Origin of the sequence: Amycolatopsis sp. NPDC004625 (assembly GCF_040609695.1) — a bacterium.
Classification (GTDB): domain Bacteria; phylum Actinomycetota; class Actinomycetes; order Mycobacteriales; family Pseudonocardiaceae; genus Amycolatopsis.
On record NZ_JBEXKX010000014.1, the window covers coordinates 165,692 to 180,721 of the forward strand.

Genomic DNA, 15,030 nt, shown 5'->3' on the forward strand with positions numbered 1-15,030 from the left:
TGACCATTCCGTGACCATGGCTGACGCGCCCGCGCTGTGACGCAGGACACCGTCAGTGGTCGCCGTCCTGGGGGATCTCGGCCGAATCCGTGAGCCGCAGCTTGCGCCGCGCCCGCTGGTAGAACGTCGTCATGCCGAGCCGGACCACCCGCGCCGCGCTCGGCCGGCCGCGCAGGTCGAGCCGTTCGCCGGGGGAGACGTACCCCTCGACCTGGCCGTCGACCTCCACCGCCAGCCGGCCGCTGGTCGGCAGCAGCTCCAGCGTCACCTCGTCGTGCACCGAGAGCACCACGCCCCGGCTGTACGCCGAATGCGGCGCCGCCGGCGTCACCAGCAGCGCCTCCACCGCCGGGCTGGTGATCGGGCCGCCCGCCGAGAAGCTGTAGGCCGTCGAGCCGGTCGGGGTCGCCACCACCACCGCGTCGGCCGAGTAGCTCACGAACGGCTGGCCGCCGACCCGGACGGCGACCACCGCGCTGCCGTCGCCGGGTACGCGCACCACGGCGATGTCGTTGAACGCGGTGATCTTGCGACCCTGCAGCACCGCGTCCACGGCCAGCCGCGGCTCCACGGTGAACTCGTGGTCGTCGATCGCCGACAGCGCGCCGGGCAGGTCGGGGACGTCGACCTCGGCCAGGAAGCCGAGCTTGCCGAGGTTCACCCCGAGCACCGGCGCGCGCTGCCCGTCGGCCAGCCGCATCGCCCGCAGCATCGTGCCGTCGCCGCCGAGGCTGACCACCAGGTCGGAGCGGCGCCCGAGCTCCTCGGGCGTCACCCCCACCGCGGCGCAGTTCAGCCGGACGATCTCGTCCGCGATACCGAGCACCTCGATGCCCCGGTTCCCGGCCCAGCCGAGCACGGCTTCGACGGCGGCCGCGGAGTCGCGGCGGGGGTGCAGCACGAGTCCGGCGGAGTGCATGTCAGCGGTCCCGCGCCGGGGAGAAGGGCGTCATGCGCTCAGTCTGCCCGCTCCCGCCCGTCCGCGCCGCGAGAACCGCAGGGCCCCGTCGTCGATCCTGCCGTGCCGCAGCTTGACGACGTCGTGCGCGTAGCTCATGCCCAGCTGCCACGGGGCTCGCGACCCGGCCTTCGGGAACTCCTCGATGGACCGCAGCACGTACCCGGCGTCGAAGTCCAGCAGCGGCCGCTCGGTGACCGCCGGGTCGTCGTTGACCGGCACGCACTGGTCGTGGCCGGTCCGGTCCAGGTGGCGCAGCAGCCGGACGACGTACTCGGCGACGAGGTCGGCCTTGAGCGTCCAGGACGCGTTCGTGTAGCCGATGGTGAAGGCGAAGTTCGGGACGCCGCTGAGCATCATCCCCTTGTACGCCATGGTTTCCGGCAGCTTGACCGGGTGGCCGTCGACGACCAGGTCGATCCCGCCGAAGGCGAGCAGCCGCAGCCCGGTCGCGGTGACGACGACGTCCGCTTCGAGCTCGTCACCCGATTCCAGCCGGATGCCGGTCTTCGTGAAGGACGCGATCCGGTCGGTGACGATCGAGGCGTCGCCGCGCTTGATCGACCGGAACAGGTCGCCGTCCGGGACCAGGCACAGGCGCTGGTCCCAGGGCTGGTAGCGCGGCTTGAAGTGGGTGTCGACGGCGTACCCGGGCGGCAGCTGCTTCATCGCGGCCTTGCGGATCATCGCCTTGACCACGCCGGGGCGGCGCCGGCTGAGCTGGTAGATCAGCGTGCTCACGGCGACGTTCTTCCAGCGCGCGATCGGGTACGCCAGCCGCGGCCCGAGCAGCCCGCGCAGGCGGTTGGCCAGCGCGTCCTCCGAGGGCAGCGAAAGGATGTAGGTGGGGGAGCGCTGCAGCATCGTCACGTGCGCGGCGCGGTCGGTCATCGCCGGGACGAGCGTCACCGCCGTCGCGCCGCTGCCGATGACGACGACCTTCTTGCCGGTGTAGTCCAGGTCCTCGGGCCAGTGCTGCGGGTGCACGACCGTCCCGCCGAAGTCCTCGAGACCGGGGAACTCCGGGGTGTGCCCGGCCGCGTAGTCGTAGTAGCCGCTGCAGAGGTACAGGAACTTCGCGGTGAGCTCGACCGGGTTCCCGTCGTGCTCGGCCGTGACCGTCCACTGTGCGTCCTCTGTGGACCATTCCGCGCGGACCACCTTGTGCCCGAACCGGATGTGGCGGTCGATCCCCGCGTCGGCCGCGGTGTCGCGGACGTACCGCAGGATCGACGGGCCGTCGGCGATGGCCTTCGCGTCGGTCCACGGCCGGAACCGGTAGCCGAGGGTCTGCATGTCCGAGTCGGACCGGACACCGGGGTAGCGGAACAGGTCCCAGGTGCCGCCGATCGCGTCCCGGGCCTCCAGGATCGCGAAGGTCCGGCGCGGGAACGCGGCCCGCAGGTGGTGGGCGGCGCCGACGCCGGACAGCCCGGCGCCGACGATCAGCACGTCGACGTGGTCGGTCATCGGACGGCCTCCGTCCGCCGGGCGCGCTGCATCACGCGCGTGAGCACGGCGTTGTAGTGGGTGGGGGTGATGCGGGCGAGCGCGTCGAACAGGTAGGCGTCCGGGCCGACCAGGATGCGGGCCTTCCCGCGGTCGACGCCGGTGTGGATGATCGCCGCCGCCTTGTCCGGCGACGTCATCGTCATGGCCTCGAACTGGGCGGCCATCTGCTCGTGGGTGCGGCCCCGGCCCTCCGGGTCGCGGCGCACCCGGGCGTTGCGGGCGATGTTCGTCGTGATGCCGCCCGGGTGGACGGTGACCGCCCGGACGTCGGTGCCGCGCAGCTCCTGCCGCAGCGCCTCGGTGAATCCGCGGACGGCGAACTTCGCCGCGCAGTACGCGCTCTGGTACGGCACGCCGAGCAGGCCGTACACGCTGGAGGTGTTGACGATCGCGCCTTCGCCCTGCTCGACGAGGATCGGCAGGAACGCCCGCGTCCCGTGCACCACTCCGCGGAAGTTGATGTCGTGCAGCCAGTCGTCGTCCTCGGGCACGGCGTCGAGCACGGACGACGTCACCGCGACCCCGGCGTTGTTGAACACCGCGGCCAGCGGGGCCGGGAGCCAGTCGCGGACCTCGGCGGCGAACCGCAGCTGGTCCTCGGCGTCGCGGACGTCGAGCACGCGGGTCAGCACGCGCCCGTGCAGCGCGGCCGCCGTCGCCTTGAGGCCGTCTTCGTCGACGTCGGCGAGGGCGACCGGCGAACCGAGCCGCGACAGCCGGGTGGCCAGCGCGCGGCCGATGCCCGACGCCGCGCCGGTGATCACGACCGGGCGGCCGATCATGCTACGGGGCCGTGACATCGCTGCTCCTCGCGTGCTTGTCGATCAGTTCGAGCACCGTGGGCCAGGCGCCTTCGGGCAGGTCGTGCCCCATGCCGCGGACGGTCTCCAGCCGGGCGCCGCGGATGGCGCGCGCGGTCGCGGCCCCGCCGGTCGGGTGGACCATCCGGTCGCGGTCGCCGTGGATCACCAGCGTCGGCGCGGTGATCCTGCGCAGCAGCGGCGTCCGGTTGCCGGACTTCATGATCGCGGCCAGCTGGCGCCCGACACCGCCGGACGTCGGGTCGCGGTCCCAGCCCGTGCCGGCCAGCTCGCGCACGAAGGCCTCGTCGAACGGGAAACCGTGCGAGCCGATGTGCCGGAACATCCGGACCGCACTTTCGACCGCCTCTTCGCGGGACTTCGGCGGCTTCGCGCCCATCATCCGCAACGTCGAGAGCGCGGGGCGGCCGAGCAGGCGCGAGCCGGTCGTCGACATGATCGACGTCAGCGTGCGGATCCGGTCCGGGTACAGCGCGGCGACGGTCTGGGAGATCATGCCGCCCATCGACACGCCCGCGATGTGCGCGGTCTCCAGGTCGAGGGCGTCGAACAGACCGATGGTGTCGGCGGCCATGTCCCGCAGGTCGTACTGCTGCGCGGGGAACCGGCCGGCGAGCATGCCGAGCAGGCTCGGCGGCCGGAACCGCGGGTGCGTCGAGCGGCCGACGTCCCGGTTGTCGAACCGGATGACCTCGTACCCGCGCCCGGCGAGCTGCGCGCAGAAGGCGTCCGGCCAGCTGTGCAGCTGCTGGCCCAGCCCGGCCACGAGGACCAGCGGCTCGGCGCCGGCGTCCCCGATCCGTTCGCAGGCCAGGGAAATCCCCCGGCCGGCGTCGACGATCTGTTCGGTCAAGAAACACCTCCGATGGTGGTCCGGCGGCGCACCACCGCGCGGCCGCCCTTGGCGGGGGCGTAGGCGACACCCCGCGAGTGCCAGCGTTCGCCGGGCTCGCTCGTCGGTTCCAGCGTGAAGTCCCGCAGCAGGGTCCGCAGCACGACGCTCATCTCCATGGTCGCGAAGGCGGCGCCGAGGCAGCGGCGGGTGCCGCCGCCGAACGGGATCCACTGGTAGAGGTCCGGCCGCGCGCCGGCGAAGCGGTGCGGGTCGAAGGTGGCCGCGTGCGGGAAGACGGCGTCGTCGTCGTGGATCAGCGCGATGCTGACCAGGACCGCGTACCCCTTCGGCAGCGTCCACCGGCCGAGCCGGAAGCCGTCCTGCTTGACCTGGCGGGCGGTGAGGTCGATGACCGGGCGGGTGCGCTGGACCTCCAGGATGGTGGCGTCGAGGAGCTTGTCGTCCCGACGCAGTTCGTCGAGCAGCGCGGGGTGGCGGCGGAGGCGTTCGACCGCCCAGGCCAGCGTGGTCGCGGTGGTTTCGTGGCCCGCGGTGAGCAGGGTCAGCAGCTGGTCGGCGATCTCCTCGCGGCTGAGCCCCGACCCGTCGTCGTAGCGGGTCTGCAGCATCATCGAAAGGACGTCGTCCTTTTCTTCGGCGCGGGCCTTGGCGATGAGCCGGTCGACGATGGCGTCGTACTCGCGGCGCATCCGCTCGAAGCGGCGCCACGGGTTGAAGCGGCCCTTCTTCGAGATCGGCGCGACGGCCAGCCGCGAGCCCAGGGTGACGAACGGCGGCAGCAGCTCGCGCAGCTCGGCGAACTCGGCCCCCTCGGCGCCGAAGACCGCGCGGAGGATGGCGTTGAGCGTGATCCGCATCATCGAGGGCAGCGTGGCGAAGGCGGTGCCCTCCGGCCAGGTCGCGAGCTCGCGGACGGTTTCCTCTTCGACGATCTTCTCGTAGGCGGCGAGGCGGCGGCCGTGGAACGGCGGCACCAGGAGTTTGCGCTGCCGTTTGTGCTCGTCGCCGGACAGCGCGAACAGCGACCGCGGCCCGAGCACCCGCCCGAGGTTGACCTCGAGGTTGTCGACGAGGTCGGGCCCGGCGGTGAACAGCTGCTTGATCTCGGCGGGGCCGCTGATCACGACGGCCCGGCCGAAGATCGGCACGTTCACCGTGAAGGCGTCGCCGTAGCGGTCCTTGAGCCGCCGCATGCCCCGCAACGGTTGCGTCAGCGCGTAGGCGCCCTGGACGGCGCGGGGCGCGGTCGGGCCCGGCGGCAGCGTCACGGGGCTTGTCACGGTCGTCATCGACCCTCCAGGGGAACGTGGTACGCGAGCGTACCGTCGGTACGGTACGCCGGTGTACCATTCCGGGGCAAGAGGAGGCGTATAGCGTGACGTCAGTGGACGTAGACACCCGCCCGCACCGGCAGCGTCTCCTGGACGGCCTGGCCGAGTCGATCACCGAGGCCGGCTTCCGCGAAACGACGGTGGCCGACGTCGTCCGCCGTGCCCGCACGTCCCGGCGGACGTTCTACGAGCACTTCTCCAGCCGCGAAGAGTGCCTGATCGCCCTCCTGGCCGAGGCCAACCGCGCGATGATCCAGCAGATTTCCGAGGCGGTGGACCCCCACGCGCCCTGGGCGCTGCAGGTCCGCCAGGCGATCGAAGCGTGGATCGCGTGCGCGGAGTCCGAACCGGCGATCACCCTGAGCTGGATCCGCGACGTACCGGCCCTGGGCGCACCGGCCCGCGGTCTGCAGCGCGACGCGATGGAGGGGTTCATCGCGATGACGCACCGCCTGACCGACACCCCGGAGATGCGCGCGGCGGGGATCAGCCCGCCGTCCAGGCAGCTGTCGATCATGCTCCTGGGCGGCCTGCGCGAGCTGATCGCAACGACCGTGGAGGACGGCGGCCGGGCCGGCGACGTCACCGAGGTCGCGGTGCGGGCGTCGATCGCCCTGCTCGGCCCGGCCTGACTTCCGGTCAGAACACCGGCTTGAGCACCTCGCGGCACCACGTCCGGAAGCTCGTCGGCGCGATCGCCGCCTTCGCCCAGTCCGCGTCGTAGATGCCCTCGTCCTGCGCCGCGAACATCTCGGCCGCGTCCGCGATCACCCGCTCGCTCGCGCCCTGGGACCGGCGCATCGCGGCGAAGCCGGCCAGGGTGATGCGCTGGTAGGCGACCGGGCGGCCGAGTTCCTCGCTCAGCACCCCGGCCATGCCGTCGGGGGTGAGCCGGTCGGGGCCGAACAGCGGGACGTTCTCCTGGCCGGTCCAGGAGCGGTCCGTCAGCAGGTCCGCCGCGGTGGCGGCGATGTCGCGGGTGGCGATCGTGGCGAGCGGCTCGTCGCCCGCGCAGGTCAGGGAGAACGCGCCCCCCTCGCGGATCGCGGCCACCTGGCCCAGCAGGTTCTCCATGTAGAAGGGCGGGGACACCGCCCGGTGGGCCGCGCCGGACCTGCGCAGCTCGGCGTCCATCGCGAAGGCCGCGGACAGCACGCCGGCCGGCCGGGGCCAGCCGTGTCCGGCGCTGCTCACCGCGACCACGTGGCCGACGCCGTGGCGGCGGACGGCTGCTCCGCCGGCCCGGGCGAAGGCCAGGTAGTGCGCTTCCGCGCTCTCCGCGGCGGGGTTCGGGGGCACCAGCCAGAACAGCGCGTCGGCCCCGGGCAGGGCCGCGTCGAGCACCGCGGGGTCGTCGTGGCTTCCCTCGACCACCTCGGCCCGCTCGCGGACGTCGTCGTCCAGCCGGGCGGCGTCCCGGACGACGACCTTGACCTTGCTGCCCCCGTCGAGCAGGCGCCGGACGAGCCGGCGGCCGATCTTCCCGGTCGGGGTGGTCACGACGATCATGGAGGCTCCTAAGGTGAAGGTGAATTCCGGTTCCGAATATAGCCCGGAAGCCGCCTCCGTCAAGTACGCTGGGCCGACCATGACCGCTTCCCGACGTGTGCTGCGCGCCGACGCCCGGCGCAACCGCGACGCCATCCTCGACGCCGCCGGCGACCTGTTCGCCCAGCGCGGCGACGCCGTCCAGATGGAGGAGATCGCCGACCGCGCCGGCCTGGGCGTCGGCACCCTCTACCGGCACTTCGCCGACAAGCAAGCCCTGCGCGCGGCGATCATCGGCCGCCGGTTCGAGGAGATGACCTTCCTCGCCCAGGGTGCCGAAGAGGCGGCGGACCCCTGGGTGGCGTTCGAGTCGCTGCTCTACGGCTACCTGGAGGCGGCGGAGCCCGACGCCGCGTTCCGGTTCGCCCTCCTCGGCCCGGAAGAACCGAGCTGGGCCGACATCGAAGAGCAGAAGGCGGCGTTCTCGGCGATCGTCGGGCGCATCGTGGCACGCGCGGTCGAAGCCGGCCGGCTGCGCGCCGACTTCGGTCCCGGGGACTTCGTCCTCGTCACCCGCGCGGCGATGGCGAACATGGCGGGCGACGGCCGGTGGCGCCGGCTGATCGACCTGCAGCTCGAAGGCATCCGCGCCTGAACGCGCGGCGAGGGCGCGGCACCGGTGTGCCGCGCCCTCGTGGTGTGCGCCGGTTACGCGTCCAGGTCCTGGGCGATCAGCGCGGCCAGTGCGTCGACCGAGGTCTGCGCCTGGTCGCCTTCGGCGGACAGCTCGACCTCGTCCCCGTGGGCCGCGCCCAGGGTCATCAGGCCGAGGACGCTGGCCGCGTCGACCGGGTCACCCGCCACCCCGCCGGTGATCTTGGCGATCTTCACCTTCGCGGGCTGGCCGGCGGCCGTCTTCGCGACCAGCCCCGCGGGCCGGGCGTGCAGACCGACGCTGCTGGCGACGAGCGTACGACGTTGGTACACAGTGGACTCCTTCACGCGTTGACCGGCTGACCGGAGACGGCGGCGGAGCGTTCCGCCGCGCGGAAGCGCACCTGCTTCAGGGCGATCACCGAACCGGCGGCCACCGCGGTGCCGGCGAGCAGCGCCACCAGGAACAGCAGCGGGCTGCCGATCAGCGGCAGGACGAAGATCCCGCCGTGCGGGGCGCGCAGCGTGGCGCCGAAAGCCATCGACAGCGAGCCGGTGACGGCCGAGCCGAGCATGATCGACGGGATCACCCGGAACGGGTCCGCCGCCGCGAACGGGATGGCGCCTTCGGTGATGAACGACGCCCCGAGCAGCCAGGCCGCCCGGCCGTTCTCGCGTTCGGCCTCGGTGAACAGCTTCGTGCGGACGGCCGACGCGAGCGCCAGCGCCAGCGGCGGCACCATCCCGGCCGCCATCACCGCGGCCATGATCTGCAGCGACCCGGTGGCTCCGGTGGTCAGGCCGCCGACGGCGAAGGTGTAGGCCGCCTTGTTGACCGGGCCGCCCATGTCGAAGGCCATCATCAGGCCGAGCAGCGCGCCCAGCAGCAGCGCGCTGGCCCCGCTGAGGCTGTTGAGCCAGTTCGTCAGCCCGCTCGTCGCGGCGGCCATCGGCTTGCCGACCACGACGTACATCAGCACACCGACCACAATGGACCCGAGCAGCGGGTACACGACCACCGGCATGATGCCCCGCATTGCCTTCGGCACCCGGATCTTCTTGAGCCACAGCACCACGCCACCGGCCAGCAGACCGGCCACGAGACCGCCGAGGAACCCGGCGCCGACGGTGACGGCGATCGCGCCGCCGACGAAACCGGGGGCGATGGCCGGGCGGTCGGCCATCGCGAAGGCGATGAACCCGGCCAGCACCGGCACCAGGAACTTGAAGGCGGCGCTGCCGATCTGGAACATCAGCGCGGCCCAGCCCGCCACCGAACCGGCGTCGAAGTGCTCGGTGACCGGGGGCGCGTCGGAGATCTTGTAGCCGCCCAAGGCAAATCCGAGCGCGATGAGCAGCCCGCCCGCGGCGACGAACGGGATCAGGTAGCTGACACCGGTCATCAGCCACTGCCGGACCTTGGTACCGGCCTTGTCGTTCGCGCCGACCTTCGAGGTCAGCTCCGGCGCGACCGCGGGAGCGACGGGCTCGCGGGCCGCGGCCTTGGCCCGTTCGAACAGCCCGGCGGCGTCGTTGATCGCGGCCTTGACCGGCGCCTCGACGAGCGGCTTGCCGGCGAACCGGTCGCGGCCCTGCACGGCGAGGTCGGCGGCGAAGATGACCGCGTCCGCGCTCGCGATGTCCTCGGCGGACAACGGCTCGGAGCCGGCCGACCCCTGGGTTTCGACGACGATCTCGTCGCCGTTGGCCTTGGCGGTCTGCTCCAGCGACTCGGCCGCCATGTACGTGTGGGCGATCCCGGTGGGGCAGGCGGTGATGGCGACGAACTTCATGGTCAGGCCACCTCCTGGCGGATGTAGCCGGCGACGGCGGCGGGGTCGGCGGCGTCCAGGAGGTTCTGCTTGAACTCCGCCCGGACCAGCCGCCGGGCGAGGGCGGCCAGGACCTTGAGGTGGTCGCTGCCGCCGCCTTCCGGCGCGGCGATGAGGAAGATCAGCTTCGCCGGGCCGTCCGGCGCGCCGAAGTCGATGCCCGCGGCGCTGCGGCCGAAGGCCAGCGTCGGCGCGGTGACCGCGGCCGACCGGCAGTGCGGGATGCCGATGCCGCCTTCGAGCCCGGTGGCCATCTGCTCCTCGCGAGCAGCGACGTCCTCGAGGAACAGGTCGAGGTCGGTCACCCGCCCGGCGTCGACGAGCCGCTGCGCGAGGCCGCGGACGGCGGACTGCTTGTCGGCGGCGTCGAGGCCGAGGTCGACCAGGTCGGCGGTGATCAGGTCTGGGGTGGTCATGCGGCGGCTCCGCTGAGGGTGAAGGTGGGGTCGGCGTCGAGCACGCGCACCTGGTCGGGGTGCACGTCGTGCGGGGTGGGCATGCGGCTGCCCTCCTGCGTGACCGCGGCGGTGCCGTAGGCGACCGCGGTCCGCAGGGCTCGGGGGCCGGTTCCTCCCGCGTGGAGGAACCCGGCGAGGGCGGCGTCTCCGGCGCCGACGGTGCTGCGCACGGCGACCAGCGGGCCGAGCGCGTGGCAGGTTTCGGTCTCCTCGACGAGCACGGCACCGCGCGCGCCCAGGCTGACCAGCACGCGGCCGACGCCGCCGGAGATCAGCTCCCGGCAGAACGCGACGACGTCGCCGAGCAGCGGCAGCGGCCGGCCGGCGAGCTCGGTCAGCTCGTCGAGGTTCGGTTTGAGCAGGTCCGGGCCGCCCGCGCAGGCGGCGGCGAGCGGCGCGCCGGAGGAGTCGACGGCGACCTTCGCGCCGGCTTCGTGGGCGAGCTTCGTCAGCCGCGCGTAGAAGTCGTCGGGGACGCCGGCGGGGAGACTTCCGCAGCACACCAGCCATTCGCCGCGCGCGGCCAGTTCGACGGCGCGGCGTTCGAGGGTGGCCAGCTCGCCCGCGGAGATCTCCGGGCCCGGCTCGTTGATCTTCGTCGTTGTCCCGTCGGCCTCGACGAGCGTGATGTTGCTGCGGGTCGACCCGGCGATGGGCACCGCGACGACCGGGACGCCTTCGGGCGCCAGCAGGTCGGCCAGCCGTTCGCCGACCGGTCCGCCGGCGGGCAGCAGCGCGACGGTCGGGGTGCCGGCGGCGGTCAGCGCGCGGGCGACGTTCACGCCCTTGCCGCCCGGGTCGAGCCGGACGGCTTCGGCCCGGTTGACCTCGCCGCGGCGCAGTCCGGCCAGGCGCGCGGTCCGGTCGAGGCTGGGGTTGGGGGTCACGGTGACGATCACGCCAGCACCACCTCCGGGCCCGCTTCTTCGAGTTCGGCCACGGCACCGGCGTCGATGCCGCTGTCGGTGACCAGGACGTCGATCTCGGCCAGCCGCGCGAACCGGCTGAGCTGGTCGGTGCCGTACTTGCTGTGGTCGGCCAGCAGCACCCGCTTGCGCGCGGCGGCGACCACCGCGGCCTTCACCGCGGACTCGGCCATGTCGGGCGTCGTGCAGCCGTGTTCGGCGGAAAAGCCGTTGGCCCCGAGGAAAGCCACGTCGACGAGCAGCCCGTCGAGCGCGTGCAGCGTCCAGGCTTCGACCGCGGCGAGCGTCGTCCCGCGGACGCGGCCGCCGAGGATGTGCAGCGTGATGCCCGGGCGGGTGGCGAGGATCGAGGCGACCGGGATCGAGTTGGTGATCACCGTCAGCTCGCGGTCGGTGGGGAGCAGCGTCGCGAGCCTGCTGGTCGTGGTGCCCGCGTCGAGCAGGATCGAGCCGCGGTCGGGCACCAGGTCGAGGGCGGCCCGGGCGATCGCGTCCTTCTCGGCGGCGTTGGTCTGGTCCCGTTGCGCCACTTCGGGTTCGAAGTCGAGCCGCTCGACGGCGACCGCGCCGCCGTAGACGCGGCGGACGATGCCCTGGCGTTCGAGAACGCCGAGGTCGCGGCGGATGGTCTCGGGGGCGACACCGAGTTCGCCGGCGACGTCGTTGACGTCGACCCGGCCGTCGCGACGTGCGCGTTGTGCCAGGAGCTGGTGCCGTTCGGCGGCGTACATGCCCGTTCCTCTCCGATGTTTGCCCGTTGCCGTTTGATTGTGCCCGTTGTTACCGTACTGTCAATCCCCAGTTACGAGATCCTTTGCTTCCGGAGGTCCTTCCATGCAGTTGTCCGGAGTCGGAGTCAGCCCGGGCCGGGTCGCCGGTCCCCGTGTCGTCGTGCCCGCTGACCTGCCGGAACCCGCTTCCTCGCCCGTTCCGCCGGACCTGGCGGCCGAAGCCGGCAAGATCGGGCCGGCCGCCGCTTCGGTGGCGACCGCGTTGTCCGATCGTGCCCGTTCCGTGTCCGGAGATGCCCGGTCCCTGCTGGAGACGACCGCGGTGATGGCGTCGGACCCGGCTCTGCTGGCGTCCGCGGAGAAGCTGGTGCTCGAACGTTCGCTGCCCGCGGCGCGGGCGGTCTGGGACGCGGCGGCGGAGTTCATGACGGCGCTGCGGGCCGCGGGCGGTTACCTGGCCGAGCGTGCGCGGGATGTCGCGGACGTCCGGGACCGGATCGTCGCGGCCCTGCTGGGGGTGGCCCCGCCGGGCGTCCCCGAGCTGACGTCGCCGAGCGTGCTGGTGGCCCGCGACCTGGCGCCGGCCGACACCGCGGACCTCGACCCGGACCTGGTGCTGGCGCTGGTGACGGAGGAGGGCGGCCCGACGAGCCACACGGCGATCCTGGCGCGGGCGCTGGGCATCCCCGCGGTCGTCGCGTGCGCGGGCGTCCTCGGCCTGGACGGCCCCGGGCTCGCGGTCGACGGTTCCGAAGGCACGGTGACCCCCGCCGACGGCACGGTCCGGGCACCGGCCCGCACCGCCCGTCCGACGTGGGACGGCGTCGGCCGCCTCGCCGACGGCCACCGCGTGAAGCTGCTGGCGAACGTCGGATCACCGGCCGACGCCACGGCGGCCGCGGCGGCCGGCGCCGAGGGAATCGGCTTGTTCCGCACGGAGTTCTGCTATCTCTCGGCGACATCGGAGCCGACGGAGGCCGAGCAGCGGGCGGCGTACGCGGCGGTGCTGTCCCCGTTCGCGGGGAAACCGGTCGTGGTCCGCACCCTGGACGCGGGGTCCGACAAGCCGCTGCCGTTCCTGCCGATGGGCGAGGAACCCAACCCGGCACTGGGCGTCCGGGGACTGCGAGTGGCGTTCGACCGCCCGGAGCTGCTGGACCGCCAGCTGTCGGCGATTGCGGCGGCGGCCGCGGAGACGGGCGTGGAGCTGTCGGTGATGGCCCCGATGGTGGCAACGGCGGCGGAAGCGGCCTGGTTCGCCTCCCGAGCACGCGCGGCGGGCATCGCCCGAGTGGGCGTGATGATCGAAATCCCGGCGGCGGCGTTGTGCGCGGAGGCGATCCTGGCCTCCGTCGACTTCGTGTCGCTGGGAACGAACGACCTGGCCCAGTACGTGTTCGCGGCGGACCGCCAGCTGGGCGCGGTGGCGTCGTTGAACGACCCGCACCAGCCGGCATTGCTGCGGTTGGTGGGAATGGTCGCGGAGGCGGCGGGGGAGAAGCCGGTGGGAGTGTGCGGCGAGGCGGCGGCGGACCCGTCGTTGGCACCGGTGCTGGTGGGACTGGGCGTGACGTCTTTGTCGATGAACGCGGCGGCCCTGCCGGGTGTGGGCGCGGCGTTGCGTGCGGTGGACCTGGAGACGTGCCGGGTTAGGTCACGGTCGGATCGCCCAGAGCCAGTTCGGGTGGCCGGCCTGGCCGGGTGACGACGACGGCCGCGGAGCCGAAGGGAGACGCCGCCGCCCCCGGCCGGGACATCTCCAGCCGCAGGACGCGGGCACCGGAGACGTCGACGTCGATCTGGGCCGGCTTTCCGGCCGACACCTCGTGTTCCGACCGCGGTGTCCCGTCGAGGACCACGCGGAAGCGCCCGACCTGGAAGGGGTCGCGGGCGTTGTCGAGCACCCCGGCCACCGTGGTGAACCGCTGGTAGTGGCCGCCGAGGTCCAGTTCGATGAACCCCGGCCCGCCGGGGGACGGGGTGTTCGGCCGCAGGACGATGCTGTTTTCGTAGTGCAGGCCGTCGATCCACGCCTCGCCCCGCCGCACGCCGGAGCTGGCGCACATCCACGGCAGCTCGCCGGCGAGCACCCGCCGCGGCTCCCGAACCCCGCCGAGCCAGACTCCGCGGCGGGGCATCGGATGCTGCCCCCGACCGGTGATGGCGGCGAGCAGGTCGCCGACCCCGTCGTCGGTGAACTCCGTGATCTCGTACCGGGTCATGGAGTACGGGTTGAGGAACTCGGGGATCTCGTCGATCGACCGGCCGGGCAGGACGACCGGCAGGACCCGGCGGGTGCCGTCTTCGAGGTCCCTGGTCAGCTTGTTCCGGATGATCGCGGTCTCGAACTGGGCGCCGCGGCCCTCGTGCGGCGGTGCCTCGCCGTCGGCCCGGGCCCGGTACAGGGGAGACGCCACGACGATGACGAAGTCCGCGGCCTTGAGATGCCGGGTGGCCCACAGTGACCAGTCGATGCGGACGTTGTCGTACCACTGGTCGAGCACGACCTCGAGGCCGATCCGGCCGCGCAGGAAGGTCGCGAACCGCCGGACCAGGTCCTTGTGCTCCGGCGTGTCGTGCGAATAACTGAAAAACACCTTCGGCGGATCGGGTTCGGACATCGGCTTCCCCTCGGATCGGTCGGTGAATCACCGATCCGGGAGATCGGTTTTCCGCAAACGATTCGGCCCCTCGTGCTCCGTGTTCGCCTGTCATATATCTGCCGGTCGGCGGGTTGTCAAGGGCGCGTTTCCCGGCCGGTTCGGGCGCTGGCCAGGTATTGTCCTGAATCTGTCAGGTTTCCCGTCTTCTTCGGTGGCCGTCGGCGGATCTAGGATCGGTCCGCCTGGCGGGAGCGGTGAAGGGGCGGCGGCACGCGTGTACGAGTACGACGTGTACATCAGCTACTTCCGCACCGCAGGTGACATATCGGCGTGGATTCGCCACCATTTCCACCCGCGTCTCCAGGAAGTGCTCGACAACAACCGGTACGAGGACGTCCGGATTTTCTTCGACGACCAGGTCCGGGTCGGATCCAGCTGGCCGTTGGAACTGAGTTCGGCGCTGCAACGCTCGCGGGTGCTGCTTCCGGTGTGCTCTCCCAAGTACTTCCGGGACGAATGGTGCCTGGCCGAATGGGCCTCGATGGAAGAGCGGGAAGCGCTCACGCCGGCGCCGCCGGGCAAGCGCGGGCAGCCCCTGATCTACCCGGTGATCTTCTGCGACTCCCGGCACTTCCCCGACTGGGCCCACGCGCGGCGCCCGCGTGACCTGCAGCAGTGGAACCACCCCTTCGAGCACTTCCAGACCGCGCCGGCCTACCTCGACTTCAACCAGCAGATCAAGCAGATCGCCGTGGAACTGGAACAGCTCATCGACCGCGCGCCGGAGTGGCGGGGCGACTGGCCGGTGCGCACCCCCGCCCCCGAACCGCCGAAGCGGGCACGGATGCCGAGGTTCTGAC

General features: G+C 72.5%; 16 protein-coding genes. 4 read left to right on the top strand and 12 right to left on the bottom strand.

Features of this window, described 5'->3' with window-relative positions:
• Positions 1-52 precede the first annotated feature (52 nt).
• From ABZW17_RS18515 to ABZW17_RS18535, 5 genes are read right to left on the bottom strand one after another with little or no spacing between them, the layout of a single operon-like run.
• Entirely contained in the window at positions 53-919 is an 867-nt protein-coding gene (locus ABZW17_RS18515; RefSeq protein WP_354814958.1) for an NAD(+)/NADH kinase, read from the bottom strand.
• Between the two features lie 30 nt (positions 920-949).
• Complete coding sequence (locus tag ABZW17_RS18520; RefSeq protein ID WP_354814961.1) at positions 950-2,428, bottom strand: NAD(P)/FAD-dependent oxidoreductase; 1,479 nt, start codon at positions 2,426-2,428, stop codon at positions 950-952.
• Complete coding sequence (locus ABZW17_RS18525; protein WP_354814964.1) at positions 2,425-3,270, bottom strand: SDR family oxidoreductase; 846 nt, start codon at positions 3,268-3,270, stop codon at positions 2,425-2,427. The genes ABZW17_RS18520 and ABZW17_RS18525 overlap by 4 nt, the downstream gene beginning before the upstream one ends.
• On the bottom strand, positions 3,254-4,144 hold the full coding sequence (locus ABZW17_RS18530; protein ID WP_354814967.1) for an alpha/beta hydrolase: 891 nt from the start codon (positions 4,142-4,144) through the stop codon (positions 3,254-3,256). The genes ABZW17_RS18525 and ABZW17_RS18530 overlap by 17 nt, the downstream gene beginning before the upstream one ends.
• A complete protein-coding gene (locus ABZW17_RS18535) occupies positions 4,141-5,436 on the bottom strand; it encodes a cytochrome P450 (protein ID WP_354814970.1) in 1,296 nt (431 codons plus the stop codon). The genes ABZW17_RS18530 and ABZW17_RS18535 overlap by 4 nt, the downstream gene beginning before the upstream one ends.
• 86 nt (positions 5,437-5,522) lie before the next feature.
• Between ABZW17_RS18535 and ABZW17_RS18540 the strand changes: the two genes are divergently transcribed.
• The gene (locus tag ABZW17_RS18540; protein ID WP_354814973.1) at positions 5,523-6,110 is read left to right on the top strand and encodes a helix-turn-helix domain-containing protein; all 588 of its coding nucleotides are present in this window, start codon (positions 5,523-5,525) and stop codon (positions 6,108-6,110) included.
• 7 nt (positions 6,111-6,117) lie between these two features.
• Here ABZW17_RS18540 and ABZW17_RS18545 read toward each other — a convergent pair whose 3' ends face one another.
• Positions 6,118-6,987 (bottom strand): NAD(P)H-binding protein, encoded by an 870-nt coding sequence (locus ABZW17_RS18545; RefSeq protein WP_354814976.1) that lies wholly within the window; start codon positions 6,985-6,987, stop codon positions 6,118-6,120.
• A 79-nt stretch (positions 6,988-7,066) separates the two neighbouring features.
• On the opposite strand from ABZW17_RS18545, the gene ABZW17_RS18550 reads away from it, so the two are divergent.
• The gene (locus ABZW17_RS18550) at positions 7,067-7,621 is read left to right on the top strand and encodes a helix-turn-helix domain-containing protein (protein ID WP_354814979.1); all 555 of its coding nucleotides are present in this window, start codon (positions 7,067-7,069) and stop codon (positions 7,619-7,621) included.
• Positions 7,622-7,674: 53 nt separating this feature from the next.
• Here the strand turns inward: ABZW17_RS18550 and ABZW17_RS18555 are convergent, their stop codons facing one another.
• The 5 genes from ABZW17_RS18555 to ABZW17_RS18575 are packed head-to-tail and all read right to left on the bottom strand — an operon-like array spanning position 7,675 to position 11,567.
• Positions 7,675-7,953, bottom strand: coding sequence for an HPr family phosphocarrier protein (locus ABZW17_RS18555; RefSeq protein WP_354814982.1), 279 nt, complete (start codon positions 7,951-7,953; stop codon positions 7,675-7,677).
• 11 nt (positions 7,954-7,964) lie between these two features.
• The gene (locus tag ABZW17_RS18560; RefSeq protein ID WP_354814985.1) at positions 7,965-9,413 is read right to left on the bottom strand and encodes a fructose-specific PTS transporter subunit EIIC; all 1,449 of its coding nucleotides are present in this window, start codon (positions 9,411-9,413) and stop codon (positions 7,965-7,967) included.
• A gap of 2 nt (positions 9,414-9,415) precedes the next feature.
• Positions 9,416-9,868 (bottom strand): fructose PTS transporter subunit IIA, encoded by a 453-nt coding sequence (locus tag ABZW17_RS18565; RefSeq protein ID WP_354814988.1) that lies wholly within the window; start codon positions 9,866-9,868, stop codon positions 9,416-9,418.
• Complete coding sequence (gene pfkB, locus ABZW17_RS18570; RefSeq protein ID WP_354814991.1) at positions 9,865-10,809, bottom strand: 1-phosphofructokinase; 945 nt, start codon at positions 10,807-10,809, stop codon at positions 9,865-9,867. Before pfkB ends, ABZW17_RS18565 begins: the two co-directional genes overlap by 4 nt.
• Positions 10,806-11,567, bottom strand: a complete 762-nt coding sequence (locus ABZW17_RS18575) for a DeoR/GlpR family DNA-binding transcription regulator (RefSeq protein WP_354814994.1) — start codon at positions 11,565-11,567, stop codon at positions 10,806-10,808. The genes pfkB and ABZW17_RS18575 overlap by 4 nt, the downstream gene beginning before the upstream one ends.
• Positions 11,568-11,670: 103 nt before the next feature.
• Here ABZW17_RS18575 and ptsP point away from each other — a divergent pair, with 103 nt between their 5' ends.
• The gene (gene ptsP, locus ABZW17_RS18580) at positions 11,671-13,272 is read left to right on the top strand and encodes a phosphoenolpyruvate--protein phosphotransferase (protein ID WP_354814997.1); all 1,602 of its coding nucleotides are present in this window, start codon (positions 11,671-11,673) and stop codon (positions 13,270-13,272) included.
• On the opposite strand, the gene ABZW17_RS18585 is transcribed toward ptsP, so the two are convergent.
• Positions 13,217-14,188 (bottom strand): SEFIR domain-containing protein, encoded by a 972-nt coding sequence (locus ABZW17_RS18585; protein ID WP_354815000.1) that lies wholly within the window; start codon positions 14,186-14,188, stop codon positions 13,217-13,219. The genes ptsP and ABZW17_RS18585 overlap by 56 nt on opposite strands.
• Positions 14,189-14,381: 193 nt before the next feature.
• On the opposite strand from ABZW17_RS18585, the gene ABZW17_RS18590 reads away from it, so the two are divergent.
• Positions 14,382-15,029, top strand: coding sequence for a TIR domain-containing protein (locus tag ABZW17_RS18590; RefSeq protein ID WP_354815003.1), 648 nt, complete (start codon positions 14,382-14,384; stop codon positions 15,027-15,029).
• The last annotated feature ends 1 nt before the right edge of the window (position 15,030 follow it).

Excerpts from the sequence above, each read along its gene's own strand:
- ABZW17_RS18565 (WP_354814988.1), bottom strand. The coding sequence starts at position 9,868 with ATGACCACCCCAGACCTGATCACCGCCGACCTGGTCGACCTCGGCCTC.
- ABZW17_RS18560 (WP_354814985.1), bottom strand. The coding sequence starts at position 9,413 with ATGAAGTTCGTCGCCATCACCGCCTGCCCCACCGGGATCGCCCACACG.
- ABZW17_RS18550 (WP_354814979.1), top strand. The coding sequence starts at position 7,067 with ATGACCGCTTCCCGACGTGTGCTGCGCGCCGACGCCCGGCGCAACCGC.
- ABZW17_RS18520 (WP_354814961.1), bottom strand. The coding sequence starts at position 2,428 with ATGACCGACCACGTCGACGTGCTGATCGTCGGCGCCGGGCTGTCCGGC.
- ptsP (WP_354814997.1), top strand. The coding sequence starts at position 11,671 with ATGCAGTTGTCCGGAGTCGGAGTCAGCCCGGGCCGGGTCGCCGGTCCC.
- ABZW17_RS18515 (WP_354814958.1), bottom strand. The coding sequence starts at position 919 with ATGCACTCCGCCGGACTCGTGCTGCACCCCCGCCGCGACTCCGCGGCC.
- ABZW17_RS18535 (WP_354814970.1), bottom strand. The coding sequence starts at position 5,436 with ATGACGACCGTGACAAGCCCCGTGACGCTGCCGCCGGGCCCGACCGCG.
- ABZW17_RS18525 (WP_354814964.1), bottom strand. The coding sequence starts at position 3,270 with ATGTCACGGCCCCGTAGCATGATCGGCCGCCCGGTCGTGATCACCGGC.
- ABZW17_RS18585 (WP_354815000.1), bottom strand. The coding sequence starts at position 14,188 with ATGTCCGAACCCGATCCGCCGAAGGTGTTTTTCAGTTATTCGCACGAC.
- ABZW17_RS18545 (WP_354814976.1), bottom strand. The coding sequence starts at position 6,987 with ATGATCGTCGTGACCACCCCGACCGGGAAGATCGGCCGCCGGCTCGTC.
- ABZW17_RS18575 (WP_354814994.1), bottom strand. The coding sequence starts at position 11,567 with ATGTACGCCGCCGAACGGCACCAGCTCCTGGCACAACGCGCACGTCGC.